The sequence below is a fragment of the Acidovorax sp. GBBC 1281 genome (assembly GCF_028473645.1).
Taxonomy (GTDB): domain Bacteria; phylum Pseudomonadota; class Gammaproteobacteria; order Burkholderiales; family Burkholderiaceae_C; genus Paracidovorax.
Genome location: NZ_CP097269.1, coordinates 4,180,458 through 4,196,008 on the forward strand (window position 1 = coordinate 4,180,458; position 15,551 = coordinate 4,196,008).

Annotated in this window: 17 protein-coding genes and 1 pseudogene; 6 read left to right on the forward strand and 12 right to left on the reverse strand. The window is 60.9% G+C overall.

The genetic code is table 11. The features are described 5' to 3' along the window. The 6 genes from tnpC (M5C96_RS19560) to M5C96_RS19585 form a co-directional block, all read right to left on the reverse strand. The gene (tnpC, locus tag M5C96_RS19560; protein WP_272564826.1) at positions 1 to 1,566 is read right to left on the reverse strand and encodes an IS66 family transposase; all 1,566 of its coding nucleotides are present in this window, start codon (positions 1,564 to 1,566) and stop codon (positions 1 to 3) included. Positions 1,567 to 1,643: 77 nt separating this feature from the next. After that, entirely contained in the window at positions 1,644 to 1,991 is a 348-nt protein-coding gene (gene tnpB, locus M5C96_RS19565) for an IS66 family insertion sequence element accessory protein TnpB (protein ID WP_272563683.1), read from the reverse strand. Next, positions 1,988 to 2,389, reverse strand: a complete 402-nt coding sequence (tnpA, locus tag M5C96_RS19570) for an IS66-like element accessory protein TnpA (protein WP_272563682.1) — start codon at positions 2,387 to 2,389, stop codon at positions 1,988 to 1,990. Before tnpA (M5C96_RS19570) ends, tnpB (M5C96_RS19565) begins: the two co-directional genes overlap by 4 nt. A 630-nt stretch (positions 2,390 to 3,019) precedes the next feature. Then, positions 3,020 to 3,412 (reverse strand): nuclear transport factor 2 family protein, encoded by a 393-nt coding sequence (locus tag M5C96_RS19575; protein WP_272564827.1) that lies wholly within the window; start codon positions 3,410 to 3,412, stop codon positions 3,020 to 3,022. Continuing rightward, positions 3,409 to 4,305 (reverse strand): MFS transporter, encoded by an 897-nt coding sequence (locus M5C96_RS19580; RefSeq protein WP_272564828.1) that lies wholly within the window; start codon positions 4,303 to 4,305, stop codon positions 3,409 to 3,411. The genes M5C96_RS19575 and M5C96_RS19580 overlap by 4 nt, the downstream gene beginning before the upstream one ends. Positions 4,306 to 4,336: 31 nt before the next feature. Continuing rightward, entirely contained in the window at positions 4,337 to 5,170 is an 834-nt protein-coding gene (locus tag M5C96_RS19585) for an SDR family oxidoreductase (protein ID WP_272564829.1), read from the reverse strand. Between the two features lie 207 nt (positions 5,171 to 5,377). Here M5C96_RS19585 and M5C96_RS19590 point away from each other — a divergent pair, with 207 nt between their 5' ends. Continuing rightward, positions 5,378 to 6,265, forward strand: a complete 888-nt coding sequence (locus M5C96_RS19590) for a LysR family transcriptional regulator (RefSeq protein ID WP_272564830.1) — start codon at positions 5,378 to 5,380, stop codon at positions 6,263 to 6,265. On the opposite strand, the gene M5C96_RS19595 is transcribed toward M5C96_RS19590, so the two are convergent. Beyond that, a complete protein-coding gene (locus M5C96_RS19595; protein WP_272563777.1) occupies positions 6,262 to 7,356 on the reverse strand; it encodes an IS630 family transposase in 1,095 nt (364 codons plus the stop codon). The two genes, M5C96_RS19590 and M5C96_RS19595, sit on opposite strands and share 4 nt — an antisense overlap. A gap of 269 nt (positions 7,357 to 7,625) precedes the next feature. Between M5C96_RS19595 and tnpA (M5C96_RS19600) the strand changes: the two genes are divergently transcribed. The 5 genes from tnpA (M5C96_RS19600) to M5C96_RS19620 all read left to right on the forward strand — a co-directional run bounded on the left by tnpA (M5C96_RS19600) (position 7,626) and on the right by M5C96_RS19620 (position 10,850). After that, the gene (gene tnpA, locus M5C96_RS19600) at positions 7,626 to 8,027 is read left to right on the forward strand and encodes an IS66-like element accessory protein TnpA (protein WP_272563682.1); all 402 of its coding nucleotides are present in this window, start codon (positions 7,626 to 7,628) and stop codon (positions 8,025 to 8,027) included. Then, positions 8,024 to 8,371, forward strand: a complete 348-nt coding sequence (gene tnpB / locus M5C96_RS19605) for an IS66 family insertion sequence element accessory protein TnpB (protein WP_272563683.1) — start codon at positions 8,024 to 8,026, stop codon at positions 8,369 to 8,371. The genes tnpA (M5C96_RS19600) and tnpB (M5C96_RS19605) overlap by 4 nt, the downstream gene beginning before the upstream one ends. 77 nt (positions 8,372 to 8,448) lie before the next feature. Next, positions 8,449 to 10,014 (forward strand): IS66 family transposase, encoded by a 1,566-nt coding sequence (tnpC, locus tag M5C96_RS19610; protein ID WP_272564826.1) that lies wholly within the window; start codon positions 8,449 to 8,451, stop codon positions 10,012 to 10,014. A 2-nt stretch (positions 10,015 to 10,016) separates the two neighbouring features. Beyond that, positions 10,017 to 10,598: a plasmid pRiA4b ORF-3 family protein gene (locus tag M5C96_RS19615; RefSeq protein ID WP_272563684.1), complete on the forward strand. Its 582-nt coding sequence runs from the start codon at positions 10,017 to 10,019 to the stop codon at positions 10,596 to 10,598. A gap of 6 nt (positions 10,599 to 10,604) precedes the next feature. Then, positions 10,605 to 10,850, forward strand: a complete 246-nt coding sequence (locus M5C96_RS19620) for a hypothetical protein (protein ID WP_272563685.1) — start codon at positions 10,605 to 10,607, stop codon at positions 10,848 to 10,850. Positions 10,851 to 11,520: 670 nt separating this feature from the next. Here the strand turns inward: M5C96_RS19620 and M5C96_RS19625 are convergent. The 5 genes and pseudogenes from M5C96_RS19625 to M5C96_RS19645 all read right to left on the reverse strand — a co-directional run bounded on the left by M5C96_RS19625 (position 11,521) and on the right by M5C96_RS19645 (position 15,496). Next, positions 11,521 to 12,039, reverse strand: coding sequence for a Fur family transcriptional regulator (locus tag M5C96_RS19625; RefSeq protein ID WP_272564831.1), 519 nt, complete (start codon positions 12,037 to 12,039; stop codon positions 11,521 to 11,523). Positions 12,040 to 12,106: 67 nt separating this feature from the next. Further along, a pseudogene (locus M5C96_RS19630) lies at positions 12,107 to 12,667 on the reverse strand (extracellular solute-binding protein); the annotation flags it as partial. 48 nt (positions 12,668 to 12,715) lie between these two features. After that, positions 12,716 to 13,666, reverse strand: a complete 951-nt coding sequence (locus tag M5C96_RS19635) for an IS5 family transposase (protein ID WP_272563652.1) — start codon at positions 13,664 to 13,666, stop codon at positions 12,716 to 12,718. Further along, positions 13,663 to 14,820, reverse strand: coding sequence for a TonB-dependent receptor (locus M5C96_RS19640; RefSeq protein WP_272564832.1), 1,158 nt, complete (start codon positions 14,818 to 14,820; stop codon positions 13,663 to 13,665). The genes M5C96_RS19635 and M5C96_RS19640 overlap by 4 nt, the downstream gene beginning before the upstream one ends. Before the next feature lie 346 nt (positions 14,821 to 15,166). After that, on the reverse strand, positions 15,167 to 15,496 hold the full coding sequence (locus M5C96_RS19645) for a hypothetical protein (protein WP_272564833.1): 330 nt from the start codon (positions 15,494 to 15,496) through the stop codon (positions 15,167 to 15,169). Positions 15,497 to 15,551 lie beyond the last annotated feature (55 nt).

The following is a 15,551-nucleotide window of genomic DNA, read 5'->3' on the forward strand; positions in this document are numbered from 1 at the left end:
TCAAGCTGCTTGTCGTTGGTCTTCGGCGTGTCGGCCGATGTTCCACGGCAGCAACTCGTCGATGCGATTGATCGGATGGTCCGCAATGCGCCCGAGCACATCGCGCAGGTAAGCCTCGGGGTCGAGCCCGTTCAGCTTGGCCGTCTCCACCAGGCTGTAGATGGCCGCGGCGCGCTCGCCCCCAGCGTCCGAGCCCATGAACATGAAGTTCTTGCGGCCCAGGCTCACGCCGCGCAGCGCGCGCTCGGCGGCGTTGTTGTCGATCTCGATGCGACCGTCGTCACGGTAGCGCGTCAACGACCGGAGCCGTGTGAGCGTGTAGCCGATGGCGCGTGCGAGTTCCGACTTGGCACACACCTGCCCGAGCATCCCTCGCAACCAGGCGAACAGTTCCTCGAGCAACGGCCCGGCTCGCGCCTGCCGCTCCCGGCAGCGCTCATCCGGTGGGCGGCCGCGGATGTCGGATTCGATCGCATACAGCGCACCGATGCGCCGAAGGGCCTGTTCTGCAACCGAGCCCTGCGCCCGCCCCTGGCTCTCGTGCAGATCCCAGAATGGTCTGCGCGCATGCGCCCAGCACGAAGCCTCGATGACGTTGCCGTTTGCATAGAGCTTGGCGAAGCCGGCATACGCATCGGCCTGCAACACGCCCTTGAAGTTCTTCAGGTGCGCCTGAGGATGTTCACCCTTGCGGTCGGGCGAGTAACGCAACCACGCCGCGGGCGCGTCTGCACTCGCAGATGACCGATCGTCACGCACGTAGACCCAGAGCCGCCCGGTCTTGGTCTTGCCCCGCCCGGGCGAGAGCACCGCCACTGGCGTGTCGTCGGCGTGGAGCTTGGAGCCCGCCAGCACGTAGCGCCCGAGCGCTGCGACCAGTGGGTGCAAGAGCTTCTCGCTCTGGCCGACCCAGCCAGCCATCGTGGAGCGCTCGATCAGGACGCCCTCGCGTGCGTAGATCCGGCTCTGGCGGTACAGCGGTTGGTGGTCGCAATACTTGGCGACCAGCACGTGGGCCAGCAGCCCGGGGCCGGCCACGCCGCGTGCGATGGGCCGGCTGGGCGCTGGCGCCTGGAAGATCGATTCGCACGCCATGCAGGCGAGCTTGGGGCGCACGTGGCGGATCACCTTGAAGCGCGAGGGCACGTACTCCAGTTGTTCCGAGACGTCCTGGCCGATCTGCCGCAGCCGACCACCACATGCGCTGCAGCCGCAGGCCTGGCCGGCGGCATCGCGCCGCGCATCCGATGTCTCGGGCCGGTACACATGGTTCTCCCGCGGCAGGTGTGTGGGCAGGCTGCGGTCGAAGCCTTCGCTGTTGGCCGCTTGCGCCTTCGGTGTCTTGCCGACCGGTGCGAGTTCATGCAGCGGCAGACCTTCGATCAATGCGATCTGCGGATCGTCCAACTGCTCGCTGGAGGCGCCGAAGCGGGCGCGGACCTGGCGCAGCAACTGCACCTTGAGCTTGTCGACGAGCAGTTTGAGCAGGGCGACTTCCGCGTCACGGGCCTGCACGACACGCAGCAGCGAGTCGACGGTGTGGGGTGCGTTGGCGGTGTTCGGCACGCCATCTACTATGCCATCGGACCTACCCGGAATCGACCGCGACCAGCGCGTTCAGAAGACGAATTCTTGAGCCCAGTTCAAGCTGCGAGCGCAGGCTGATCTGTGCGCATCGGCATGCGCCAGTCGATGCCTTCGAGCAGCATCGAGAGCTGTGCCGGCGTGAGCGAGACCTTGCCGCCTTGCGCCTGCGGCCAGACGAATCGGCCGCGCTCCAGGCGCTTGGCCAGCAGAAGCAATCCCTGGCCATCGAACCACAGCACCTTGAGCATGTCGCCGCGCCGGCCGCGGAAGACGAAGACGTGACCGCAGAAGGGGTTGGCCGCCAGCGCCGTCTGCACCATCGCAGACAGGCCGTTGAAGCCCTTCCTCATGTCGGTGTGGCCGGCAACGATCCAGACGCGGGTGCTCGTGGGAAGGCCGATCACGCCAGCGCCTTGAGCGTCTGCAGGACATGGCGCACGCTGGCTTCGTCGACTGCACCGCGCAATCGCACCCTCGCCCCGCCGACATCGATCTCGATGGTCCCGCCAGGCTGACGAGGCGCCGCCGCCGTGGGTGAAGGGCATGGCGCAACCGGAGCAGCTTCGATGGTGACGGGCAGCAACATCGGCGAGGGCTGCGGCGGCGCTGGCGTCTGGGGCTGCTCTTGCGTGCTCAGGTGCATCCGGCGCCATGCGAACAGCAGGTTCGAGTTGATGCCGGCCTGCAGCGCGACGGCGGCCACTGACGCGCCGGGCACCAGGCTTCGTGCGACCAGCTCGCGCTTGAACATCGGGCTGTGCTCGCGCCGACGGCGCTTGCTCGGGGTGTCTTGATCGTTCATTGATGTGCATTAGCGGTTCTTCATGCACACCATCGCAGCGTACATGGACCACCGATCCTGCACATCAGCCCTCAGCAAAAACAGAGGGTACTGAGAAGACGCTTACGGTATGCCAGAGTGCTTTTGAAGGATGAAATGGCCTCGAAACGCGCCCCAGCAAAACTCGCCGAAAAATGACCCTATTTCGCCGTTTTGCATTTCCGTCTGCAAAATCGGAAAGCTGCTCTATATAAATCAACAACTTAGCGCACCCCTGCATTTCGCTATTTCATTTATTCCGTGCAAAAAAGAAATACTCGACAAATTTAAGGGGATATTTTGTGATCGGGGGAGATGGCGTTCAGGGCGCAAATCATTCCATTGGCGGCCAAAGGTTGGCCCTCGCCTGCGCCAGCTGCCGCAGCTTCACCAGCTCAGAAGGCATGGGGAGGACCCCGATGTTGGCGAGCGCCTGTATCGCGTCGCGCTTGGACCAAATGTCCGTCTTGTCGCTTGTGAGGAAAACCGAACAGCCGGCCTTGACCGCTGAATCGAGGTGCTGTGTATCGACCTGGGCGCCCAGCAACTTGCGTAGCGCTTCAAAGAATGTGTGAATCGCGTTTGCTTGTCCCTATGCACGCCGGGGCTTGATCAGTGGGCGGCGTAGGTCGCGTGAGCTATACGCCAAACGCTGCGATCGTGCAGCACCAAATGCAGCTTAAACCGCAGTGACCAAGGACGCTTCATGCCGTTGATCGTGGCGTCAAAGACGCCTCGGCCGTGCAATTCGGCTGTCGATCCTGCTAGATGGAGAGACAGCGCCGACACCTTCACGTCGATGTGGTGGTAGTCGAAGTGCCCGTCGCGCACGACGCCCAGCCACTCGGCGCGCGGTTGAACGTAGCCGGTGATATGCGTGAGCGTGAAGCCGGGTTCGAGCAGATCGTCCAGCACGTCGATGCGAGCCGCGACCATTGCCTCGTGGTAGGCGTGCAGCAGTTGCAGAACTGCTGTGTGTTCTTTGGGTTGAGTATTGTTGGTCATGACGGGACTGGCTCAACCATCGGCCGTCGACGGGTGATGCACACCAGCACTGTAAGCAGCGCCATGCTCAGCAGCACGGCACCAGCGCCCAGTGCAGCAGCGATGCGATGGACGGCTTCGGCCAAGGAGGTTGCTGCGGCCGGTGCGGTGGCACACGCATATACAACCACCATCACCGGCAGGCCGAGCGCGCCACCGAGCTGATGCGCCACGCCTACCAAGCCCGAGGCCGAGCCTGCATCTTCGGGCGCCACGCCCGTGATGCCCGAGATCGTCAGCGACGCAAGGGCGGAGCCGATGCCAGCACCCACCAGTAGCATCGGCACGGCAACGCCGGTGACGAAGGGCGTGTCTGTGCTCAGTAATCCCAGCCACGCCATGCCGATGATCGACAGCAACGGCGCTCCGCTGAGCACCGTCCCCTGACCGAAGCGCTGCGCTATTCGTGGCGCCGCCAACGCACCGAGAAAATTTACCAGCATCGACGGGAAGAACGCGATGCCCGCCCACAGCGGCCGCATACCAAGCACGCCTTGCAGGTACTGGGTTGTGTAGAAGAAAAAACCCATTGCCGAACGCATGGCACGCGAGCCAATCAACCACGCAGGTGTCGTCCCCAGTCCGATGGCGAGCGAGGCAGCAGTGAAGATGCCTAGCCCGATCATGAAGACGAGGCAACGGCCCAATAGGTCACCGGCGCGTGCGCCCAGCAGCATGAAGCCGCCGAAGGCCAGTGCGTAGGAGTTTTGCACCCACGACAGGCCGGCAGCGGAGAACCCAAGGCCATCGCGGATCGAAGGCAAACCGGTGATCACGATCGAATTGCCAATCACGATCATCGCGTAGCCGGCCAGCAGCAAGCTCTTCTCGCGGCGAGGGCTCTCTGTGTTCATTGTGAGCAACTAGTGTGTTTCGATTTTCGGCTCAACCTGGTGTAGGCAACTTGCCAGCACGCATGGCGGCGATCACACCGCCATCGATCAGCAGGTCGGCGCCGGTGATGAAGCCGGCGTCCGAGCCGAGCAGGAACGACGCTGCGATCGCAATCTCATCGGGTGGCGCCATGCGCTTGGAGGGGGATTCAGCCACCATGCCGCGATAAATATCGCCGATCTCCGACTCAAGCTCATGTCGTGCCAGCGGCGTCACGATGATGCCCGGGCTCAGCGCATTGACGCGTGCGCCGCGCTCGCCCCAGGTCATCGCGGCAGCCTGCACGCGCAACATATTGGCGCGCTTAGCCATCATGTAGGCGACCAGAGTGTTCGGGATAGCGTCTCCCTGCAAGAATGGCAGATCCAGGAGTTCTTCGGTGGGGGTATAGGCGAGCGCTCTGTCTTGCTCCGGTGGAAGAGCCGGCATCATGTGGCCCGCCATGCTGGAGATGACCAGACCCGATCCGCCGCTGGCGACAACGTGTTCAAACTCGTCAAACACGACGGCTGTGCCGTACAGATCGACTTTAAGAATCTGGTCGACGGGAGCCATGTTCGGTGAAAGGCCCGCCGTGTTGATGACCTGTACCACGGGCCCGAGCGCTGCCGCGGCCCTTGCCAATGCCTGCACCGATTCGCGAGAGGAAACGTCGACGGGGTGGGTTTCGACTGCATAGCTTGCGCCGCGCAATTCGGCTGCTGCGGATTCGAGCGTCTTCTCGTTGAAATCAGCAAGCAACAACGTCTTGCCAAACCCTTGCCGGCGCGCAATTGCAATGCCGATACCACCGGCGCCGATCACTACCACTACGTCTTTTCTCATGTAAATCTCCTACTGGACGGGTCGAACATAAAAGGCTCCCGATGGCGCGGCGCAGAACGAGGTCTTTCACCCGCAGGTCAATCCGCCACCTGGCTGCCCCGTTGTCTGGTAGCTGGTGGAGATCGGGAGTTCAGAAGGACTTTAGGGATAAGTGGCGATTGCGACTAGACTGCTAGATATGGATAGACCCATAAGGAGTTCTTATTAATGGCGCGTTTCGACGATTTGGCCGCATTTGCTGCAGTCGTGCGTGCAAAGAGCTTCACGCGGGCGGCAGCACAAATCGGTGTGTCGCAATCGGCGTTGAGCCAAACTGTTCGTACGCTTGAGCGCAAGCTCGATCTAAAGCTGTTGAACAGAACGACGCGCAGCGTATCGCCGACTGAAGCAGGGCAGCGCTTGTACGACACAGTCGCGCCGCGTTTCTCAGACATCGAGACCGAGCTTGCCGTTCTTGGTGAGCTCCGTGGCAAGGCAGCAGGAACCGTGAGGATCTCCGCGACCGAGCACGCCGTGCGCAGCGTGATTTGGCCACGCTTAGAACCATGGCTAAGCAACTATCCTGACATTCGCATTGAGATCAGTAGCGATAATCGGTTCATTGATATCGTCGCGGACCGCTATGACATCGGTGTGCGGCTAGGTGGAGATGTGGCAAAAGACATGATTGCGGTGCGCCTGGCAACGGACATGAAGATGGCTGTTGTCGGCAGTCCGACCTACTTCGCAGCTAGGGGAATGCCGACTTCACCGCAGGATTTGACAGAGCACGACTGCATCGGAATGCGACTTCCCACGCATGGCGGGCTGATGACATGGGACTTCCAGCGTCGTGGGCGCAGCATGACCGTCCACGTTTCAGGACGTCTGATATTCAGCAACGGCGATTTGATCGTGTCAGCCGCGACAACGGGACACGGGCTTGGCTGGGTTCCCGAAGACATGATCTTAGACCAGATTGCCAACGGCAGGTTAGTTCGAGCGCTTTCAGATTGGTCTATCACTTATCCAGGCTATCACCTGTACTACGCCAGCCGCAGAGCCTCACCTGCGCTCAGTCTCGTGATCGAGGCGCTCCGCGCCACGAGCAACTAGTGTCCTGTCCCGTTAATTCGCCCGCATAGTCTGGCGAGTTTTTCGAGGATGGAGTCTGCTGTAGCTGTCCAAGTAAACGGCTGGCAGGACTGGTTGTAATTCGCGATGAATGTGTCGATCTTGTTGATCAGATCCTTCACGCTGGTGAACGAGCCACGGCGGATTGCCCGCGTGGTGATGATCGAGAAGAAGCGCTCGACCTGATTGAGCCAGCTTGAATAGGTCGGAACGAAGTGCATGTGCCAGCGAGGCCGCTCGGCCAACCAAGCGCGCACCTTTGGATGCTTGTGGCTGGCGTAGTTATCAGCTATGCAGTGCACATCCAGTTCGTCGGGCACTGCCTTGTCGATGGCGCGCAGGAAGGCAAGGAACTCTTGATGACGATGCCGGGGCCGGCACTGCGCGATCACTTGGCCATTCATCACGTTCAGGGCCGCGAACAAGGTGGTGGTGCCGTGGCGCACGTAGTCGTGCGTGACACCTTCGACATAGCCAAACCCCATTGGCAGCATCGGCTGCGTACGCTCCAAAGCTTGGCATTGGCTCTTCTCGTCCACGCACAGCACCAGCGCGTTGTCAGGTGGGTTCAGGTACAGCCCCACAACGTCGCGCAGCTTCTCGATGAACAGCGGATCGGTCGACAGCTTGAAGCTGTCGGCCCGGTGCGGCTTGAGGTTGAAGGTCTGCAGATAGCGCGCCACCGTGCTCTTGCTGATGCCCGTATCGGCGGCCAGCGTGCGGGTGCTCCAGTGGGTACCCCCATCAGCAGGCTTGGTGTGCAACGTCTTGGTAATCAACTCAGCAACACGCTCGTCATCTACCGTGCGGGGGCGACCCGGGCGCAACTCGTCGTAAAGCCCTGCAATGCGATGGCGCGCATAGCGCCCGCGCCACTTGGTGACAGTGCTACGACTGATCCCCAGAGCCTGCGCAACCGCGGTGCTGGCTTTATCTGTGCCTTCGCAAGTCAGCACGATGCGCGCCCTGAGCGACAACGCCGCTGGCAGCGAACGTGATCGCGCCATGGACGTCAGTTCCGCGCGCTCCACTTCACTAAGCGCAATTTCTGTTCGGGTCGTTGCATTGGGCATGGCGGCACCTCAAGGATGGCCCGAAACCATGCAGCTATCGTGCCTGCGAATTAACGGGACAGGACACTAGATGGCCACTGGCTAGCTGCAATCACCGCAGTACCTTGAGCTTTGCTTGCAGTTTTGTATGCACTAGACAGAGCTCAGGATGGATCCTACCAACGTAAGCGTCTTCTCAGTACCCTCTGTTTTTGCTGAGGGCTGATGTGCAGGATCGGTGGTCCATGTACGCTGCGATGGTGTGCATGAAGAACCGCTAATGCACATCAATGAACGATCAAGACACCCCGAGCAAGCGCCGTCGGCGCGAGCACAGCCCGATGTTCAAGCGCGAGCTGGTCGCACGAAGCCTGGTGCCCGGCGCGTCAGTGGCCGCCGTCGCGCTGCAGGCCGGCATCAACTCGAACCTGCTGTTCGCATGGCGCCGGATGCACCTGAGCACGCAAGAGCAGCCCCAGACGCCAGCGCCGCCGCAGCCCTCGCCGATGTTGCTGCCCGTCACCATCGAAGCTGCTCCGGTTGCGCCATGCCCTTCACCCACGGCGGCGGCGCCTCGTCAGCCTGGCGGGACCATCGAGATCGATGTCGGCGGGGCGAGGGTGCGATTGCGCGGTGCAGTCGACGAAGCCAGCGTGCGCCATGTCCTGCAGACGCTCAAGGCGCTGGCGTGATCGGCCTTCCCACGAGCACCCGCGTCTGGATCGTTGCCGGCCACACCGACATGAGGAAGGGCTTCAACGGCCTGTCTGCGATGGTGCAGACGGCGCTGGCGGCCAACCCCTTCTGCGGTCACGTCTTCGTCTTCCGCGGCCGGCGCGGCGACATGCTCAAGGTGCTGTGGTTCGATGGCCAGGGATTGCTTCTGCTGGCCAAGCGCCTGGAGCGCGGCCGATTCGTCTGGCCGCAGGCGCAAGGCGGCAAGGTCTCGCTCACGCCGGCACAGCTCTCGATGCTGCTCGAAGGCATCGACTGGCGCATGCCGATGCGCACAGATCAGCCTGCGCTCGCAGCTTGAACTGGGCTCAAGAATTCGTCTTCTGAACGCGCTGGTCGCGGTCGATTCCGGGTAGGTCCGATGGCATAGTAGATGGCGTGCCGAACACCGCCAACGCACCCCACACCGTCGACTCGCTGCTGCGTGTCGTGCAGGCCCGTGACGCGGAAGTCGCCCTGCTCAAACTGCTCGTCGACAAGCTCAAGGTGCAGTTGCTGCGCCAGGTCCGCGCCCGCTTCGGCGCCTCCAGCGAGCAGTTGGACGATCCGCAGATCGCATTGATCGAAGGTCTGCCGCTGCATGAACTCGCACCGGTCGGCAAGACACCGAAGGCGCAAGCGGCCAACAGCGAAGGCTTCGACCGCAGCCTGCCCACACACCTGCCGCGGGAGAACCATGTGTACCGGCCCGAGACATCGGATGCGCGGCGCGATGCCGCCGGCCAGGCCTGCGGCTGCAGCGCATGTGGTGGTCGGCTGCGGCAGATCGGCCAGGACGTCTCGGAACAACTGGAGTACGTGCCCTCGCGCTTCAAGGTGATCCGCCACGTGCGCCCCAAGCTCGCCTGCATGGCGTGCGAATCGATCTTCCAGGCGCCAGCGCCCAGCCGGCCCATCGCACGCGGCGTGGCCGGCCCCGGGCTGCTGGCCCACGTGCTGGTCGCCAAGTATTGCGACCACCAACCGCTGTACCGCCAGAGCCGGATCTACGCACGCGAGGGCGTCCTGATCGAGCGCTCCACGATGGCTGGCTGGGTCGGCCAGAGCGAGAAGCTCTTGCACCCACTGGTCGCAGCGCTCGGGCGCTACGTGCTGGCGGGCTCCAAGCTCCACGCCGACGACACGCCAGTGGCGGTGCTCTCGCCCGGGCGGGGCAAGACCAAGACCGGGCGGCTCTGGGTCTACGTGCGTGACGATCGGTCATCTGCGAGTGCAGACGCGCCCGCGGCGTGGTTGCGTTACTCGCCCGACCGCAAGGGTGAACATCCTCAGGCGCACCTGAAGAACTTCAAGGGCGTGTTGCAGGCCGATGCGTATGCCGGCTTCGCCAAGCTCTATGCAAACGGCAACGTCATCGAGGCTTCGTGCTGGGCGCATGCGCGCAGACCATTCTGGGATCTGCACGAGAGCCAGGGGCGGGCGCAGGGCTCGGTTGCAGAACAGGCCCTTCGGCGCATCGGTGCGCTGTATGCGATCGAATCCGACATCCGCGGCCGCCCACCGGATGAGCGCTGCCGGGAGCGGCAGGCGCGAGCCGGGCCGTTGCTCGAGGAACTGTTCGCCTGGTTGCGAGGGATGCTCGGGCAGGTGTGTGCCAAGTCGGAACTCGCACGCGCCATCGGCTACACGCTCACACGGCTCCGGTCGTTGACGCGCTACCGTGACGACGGTCGCATCGAGATCGACAACAACGCCGCCGAGCGCGCGCTGCGCGGCGTGAGCCTGGGCCGCAAGAACTTCATGTTCATGGGCTCGGACGCTGGGGGCGAGCGCGCCGCGGCCATCTACAGCCTGGTGGAGACGGCCAAGCTGAACGGGCTCGACCCCGAGGCTTACCTGCGCGATGTGCTCGGGCGCATTGCGGACCATCCGATCAATCGCATCGACGAGTTGCTGCCGTGGAACATCGGCCGACACGCCGAAGACCAACGACAAGCAGCTTGAGCATGGCGAGCAAGGTCCAACGGATCAAGGCACCAGCGGCGATCCTGCAACTGCACATTGAATTGCGCGGCACCAAGCCCAAGGTCTGGCGCCGCGTCCTGGTGCCAGAGACGATCACCCTGGCCAAGCTGCATCTTGTGGTCCAGGCTGCCTTCGGCTGGGGCCACTCGCATCTGCACGAGTTCATCGCTGGCGACGGCGAGCGCTATGGCACGCCAGACCCGATGCACGACGAGCCTGGCTCGATCACCAGCGAAAGCACGCGACTGACCACTGCCCTGAACCGGTCGACGCTGAGCTACGTCTACGACTTCGGGGACTACTGGGACCACCGCATCAAGGTCGAGAAGAAGATCGCACCGATGCCGCAGTTCGTGCTCCCGTTCTGTGCCGGCGGTGCCTGTGCAACGCCGCCGGAGGATTGCGGAGGCGCACCGGGCTATGCGGAGTTCGTGCGGGCCATGGCGAACCCTGACGATCCCGAGCACGACAACCTGGTCGAATGGATCGGTGCCGATACCTGGGACCCGTTGGCCTTCGACAGCATCGAGATCAACGACCGGCTCGCCGCGATCAAGGTCTGAGCGACGATGTCTCGGACGAACTACATCAAGGCCCTGATCGAGGACGGCGGCGACATCACGATCGGTGCGCTGCCACCGCACGAGTGCGTCGCCACGGCCGCCGATGGCAGCAACTGCCTGGCCATGCTCGTGCGTCGCGACGGTGAGAGCCTCAACGTCCTGCTCAAACGCTTGAACAAGGCCATCGGCCTGGCTTGGTCAAACGACACGTTCGTTGACGAGGTCAACGACGGCGAGAGCGACCTGCTGTAGTTCTTCCGTCGATCCCGCGTCAAGAGGGGGGCTGAGACGGCGCTTACGACGTTCCGTCATGACGGTCAGAGACTGCGGGATATCCCGAATGTCTTGGGTGCTCTTACCAATGTTCGTTTTCTTGGTCTGGAGCTTGTCCTTGGACTGAATCTCGGCTGCTTCCTTAACGGTCACAGTGCCCATCGTTGCTTCAGGCGCGGTTTGCGCCCAACTGCTTACAGAGGCCGCGAGCATCAAAGCGCCCAGGGGCAGTAGTGCCTTGTCGGATGCAAGGCCCGTTACCGTAGATTGCGTCAAAGGGAGAGGTTTTTTGGGCGCAGCATGCTGCTGCGTCGCTGGGCGCGCGATTTGGACAAGATTAACTCCAGGAGCAGGGGGAAAGGGGCGGCGGATGGATACGCCAAGCCGACAACGGGCGGGAGCTAGGGGTGCCTGGCTAAGCGCTCGCAGTGCATCAGGATGTTATATATAATGAGTAGTATTCGCATTCACCATGATGCGTAGGCGCTACAGATACCACTGTCTCGAAAGATGAAAATGATTACTTTACATAACTTCATGTAAAGCGTCGCCAAACGCGCGGCCTGCTTAGCTCAGTAGATTCGGGAATTTTCGAAGCATTGCCAGCAACCGCTTCACCTATGAAAGACGGCGATTTCGCCAAAAATGCTTAGGCGCGAATGACGATGTCGCGGCCCTCGAAGCTGAGACCAGCAGCGCGCGCAGCTGCAATCAGGCGGTCATAAAGATCAGCGTCATCAATCGCCGTGATACGCCCTGTCTTAGAGCACTCCAGGCGTACTACTTTCTTTTTCGCACGATCCCCTGCCGTGACGAAGTAGAGCGCCCTTCTGCTCCTGGTAAGAGTCTCAGAAACCAATCCATGGTCTACGAAATCGCGAATGATCCGATAGACCGTACTGGTTGATACCTGCGTGCCTCGGTGATGCATCACTTGAAAGGTATCGTTTGCAGTAATACCGTCCCTGCCGACAGCCGCGATAGCTTGGTAGATGCCTATGCGCGCTATGGTTGGACGCAGTCCTGCAGCGCGAAAGTGCTGCAGGACTGGCACCTTCGCGGCAAAGAATGCGCCTTGTACGGGCTCTTCGGCGGGTGCAGCTGAAGCGGGAGTCTTGATCAGCAGATCCTGCGACCTGGATACGCTATGTAACTGCGTGTTCCTCACAGCAGATTCACTTCGCGAGTCAGCCCCGACCGCCCTGCGCGCTTGATACATTCATGCGCGCCGAAAGTCACTTGAAGCCGACACGGTCCAGCATCTGCTGGACTTTCTGCTGATTGGCTGCGACCGCTGTGACGTGTATGGTTTCCGACTTGAAACCGTTTGGACTCATCGACTGCAAGGCGGGGTTATCAATCTTCACCCCCTTGGCTGTAGGCCATTCGTTGTTGCCATTCGCAAAGTACTGTTGAGCCTCTGTCGTGGCCAAGTACTCAAGGAACTTGACAGCATTGGCTCGGTTCTTGGCGTTCTTCGCAACACCTCCACCCGCGATATTCACGTGCGTTCCCCAAGTGCCTTGATTGGGAAACATGATCGCAATCTTGTCCACAACCGCTTTGTCTTCAGGCTTGTCAGAACGCATGAGCCGGGCGACGTAATAACTATTAGTCACAGCGATTTGGCACTCGCCCGCTGCAACAGCCTTCACCTGATCTGTGTCGCCGCCCTTTGGATCTCGGGCAAGGTTGCCAACAACGCCTTTCAACCATGCTTCTGCGCTCGCTTCACCAAGATGTTCCGTGACGGAACTGAACAGGCTCAGGTTGTATGGATGGGAACCCGAGGCGCTGTTGCACAAATCGAATTGCAGACGGCATGACCCTAACCCCAGACGGACCTATGCCACAGCAGTCACCGACACGGTGTGAGGACGGCCGATCTGACTGAACCGATTGAGCAAGGCCACGCGGACATGCAGCTCCACAACCTGGCGGTCGAACGTGCGCGCGATCACCCGTTCGCCCAGTCGCTTGAAGCAGTGCATCTTCGTCTCCACAAGGCTGCGCCGGTGGTAGCCGCTCCACTTCTTCCAAATGCCGCGACCCAGGCGCTGGCACGCCCGAATGGCCTCATTACGATGCGCCGAGCCCGGACTCGACTTCTTCCAATGGCTGGCGTTCTTGCGGGGCGGGATCACCGCCATCGCGTGCCGCTCGGCAATGGCGTCCAGGCAGGCGCGCGTGTCGTAGGCGCCATCGGCACTGACGCTTTCGATGGATTCGTCAGTGGGAATCTGAGCCAGCAACCCGGGCAACATCGGCGCATCCCCAATGGCGTTGCTGGTCACCTCGATGGCGCGTATTTCCAGCGTCTGCGCGTCGATGCCCAGATGGACCTTGCGCCATTCGCGCCGGTATTCAGCACCATGCTTCTTGCGTTTCCACTCTCCTTCGCCCAGGAACTTGATGCCGGTGCTGTCCACCAGCAACTGCAGCGGCGAGTTGGTTCGCTGGTAGCTCAGTTCGACCTGCAAGGTCTTTTGGCGCCGGCAAACAGTGCTGAAGTCAGGTACCGGCCAGTCCAGCTTTGCCAGCCGCAGCAGGCTCTGCACCATGCCCAGCGCCTGTCGCAAGGGCTGGCCGAACAGGCACTTGATGCTCAGGCAGAACTGGATTGCTGCGTCCGAGAAGGTTCGGCTGCGTCCACGCCTGCCGGTCGGCGTGCCAAACCACTGCATGCCCTCATCTAGCCACATCGTCAACGAGCCTCGCGCTTTCAGCGCCGCGTTGTACGCCTTCCAGTTCGTCGTGCGGTACTTGCTCCGCTGCCTGTTCTTCGTCTCTGTCACGCAGTCAGTCTACGGGCATCAGCATCGCGATTTGTGCAACAAAGCCCATCGCCAGCACTGATGTTGTAGCTGAAATCGGTTTGATTGAAGATGCTCTTTCTGCTGGTGGTATTGTTGTATGCACTGATCGCGACTGATGTGCCCGCCGCGTTGACTGCACCTGGAAAGACGTTCTGATAGAACTTGTCCTGATCGGTAATCCTGGTGCGGTTGCGAAGAGATACGCCGTTCTCGAATTCGTGTTCAACCGAAGCGCTGAAGGCATTAAGCGTTGTTCCGGTAGGACTGCCAGCCGCATTTCCGAAGAACGTAGAGGGTGCGACCGCCACAGGCACGCCCTTGAAGTTGCTGATGCCGCGATCGGCAATGCGATCGTCCTTGAAATGCTCATATCCAAGGGTCACCAGTGTTTTAGAGCCCGCGCGCCAAGACAAGGTGGGGTTGATGCCAGATCGTTTGATCCAGACGCCATCGCGATAAGTGTCAGAGTTTTCGTACAAGGCGTTCACACGGAATGCCAACTGATCGTTAATCGGCTGATTGATGTCGGCCGTGAGGCGGCGATTGCTATTCGAGCCAAGTGTTACGGAGCCTCCCAAAGAAGGAGTCCATCCGGCTTGTTTCGCCACACGATTAATGAGACCACCCGTGGCCCCTCGACCAAAAATCATGGCGTTAGGGCCTTTGAAGACCTCCACACGCTCAATGTTGTAGAGATCTCGGTAGTACTGGACGTCATCGCGAACTCCGTCGATGAAGAAGTCCCCGGTGCTACTGATGCCACGGAAAATGGGCGTTTCGCGATTGCCTTCCCCTTGCGCAAAACCAATGCCAGGCACATAGAGCGTCGCCTCAGCCAGGCTCTGGGCTGCTTGGTCACGTATCTGATCTTTGGTCACTACGGAAATCGACTGAGGGGTATCCCGCAAAGGCGTGTCAGTCTTCGTTGCAGTTGAGCTACGGGGTGCGGCATAGCCCTCTTCTGCCTCGCTATTCACGGTCACGATAGGTAGCGAGGCGGCTTGAGCCAGCGCAGAGGCTGCAGGCATGGACAGGGTTGCTGTAGCCGCAACGATTTCAATTGCGCGGCAGATGACGTTACGCCGCGGGGAAGTAACCACACCAAAAGACTGGATTCGATTCATTTGAAGCATTGAGTGCCTTGGGAGCAGGAAGAGGAATCAGGACGCCCGCGAGATCTCGAAGACGTAGAGGCGTGGATCACGCAATATCAAAATGCGACTTGTTCTCATTCGCAATCAAATGTATCAATGCAAAAGTAGTTCTGTCAAGTTCTACTATTTGATAGAGTGCCGCCCCACAGACGAGCAAGTGACAGGCGCGTGAGGGTCTTTAACGCGGGATGTAGCTTCGACTTGTGCTTAGTCAGGGCGCGATGGGTCAGTCAACCCGCATGCATAAAGCGAGAAGACAGTAGTTGTTTGAAGGTCTACTTGACCGTGTCCTGACAGGAAATGGGGATACGCCTGGTTGCGTAACTCAAGAAGTTTTGTCAACGCGAGCCGTGCGGACACCGCTGATCTGCCCTCGCACAACCTTCCAGAAGTTCTTTGTGCCATCGACCAAACGCCATGCATTTGAGCGGTGAGCTAAGACACCGACTTCTGGCAAGACATCTCTCAAGCTCTTGAGGCCGAGAATCTTGAGGTACTTGCGAATTGTGGCGGGGCTATGGATCAGAAGCATGACTATCCATCCATAGTGCCGGCCCAGCATGAGCATCCCAATCGCGCTCTCCAGCTCGTCAAGGTCCCCATTGAACTCGTCTACGGCACGGTCAATGATGGTCAAAAGATCCTGATCGGTCATAGGAATAGGCATGGGGTGACGAGGGACGCGCTGGCGGACAACAAAGCCAGCCGAC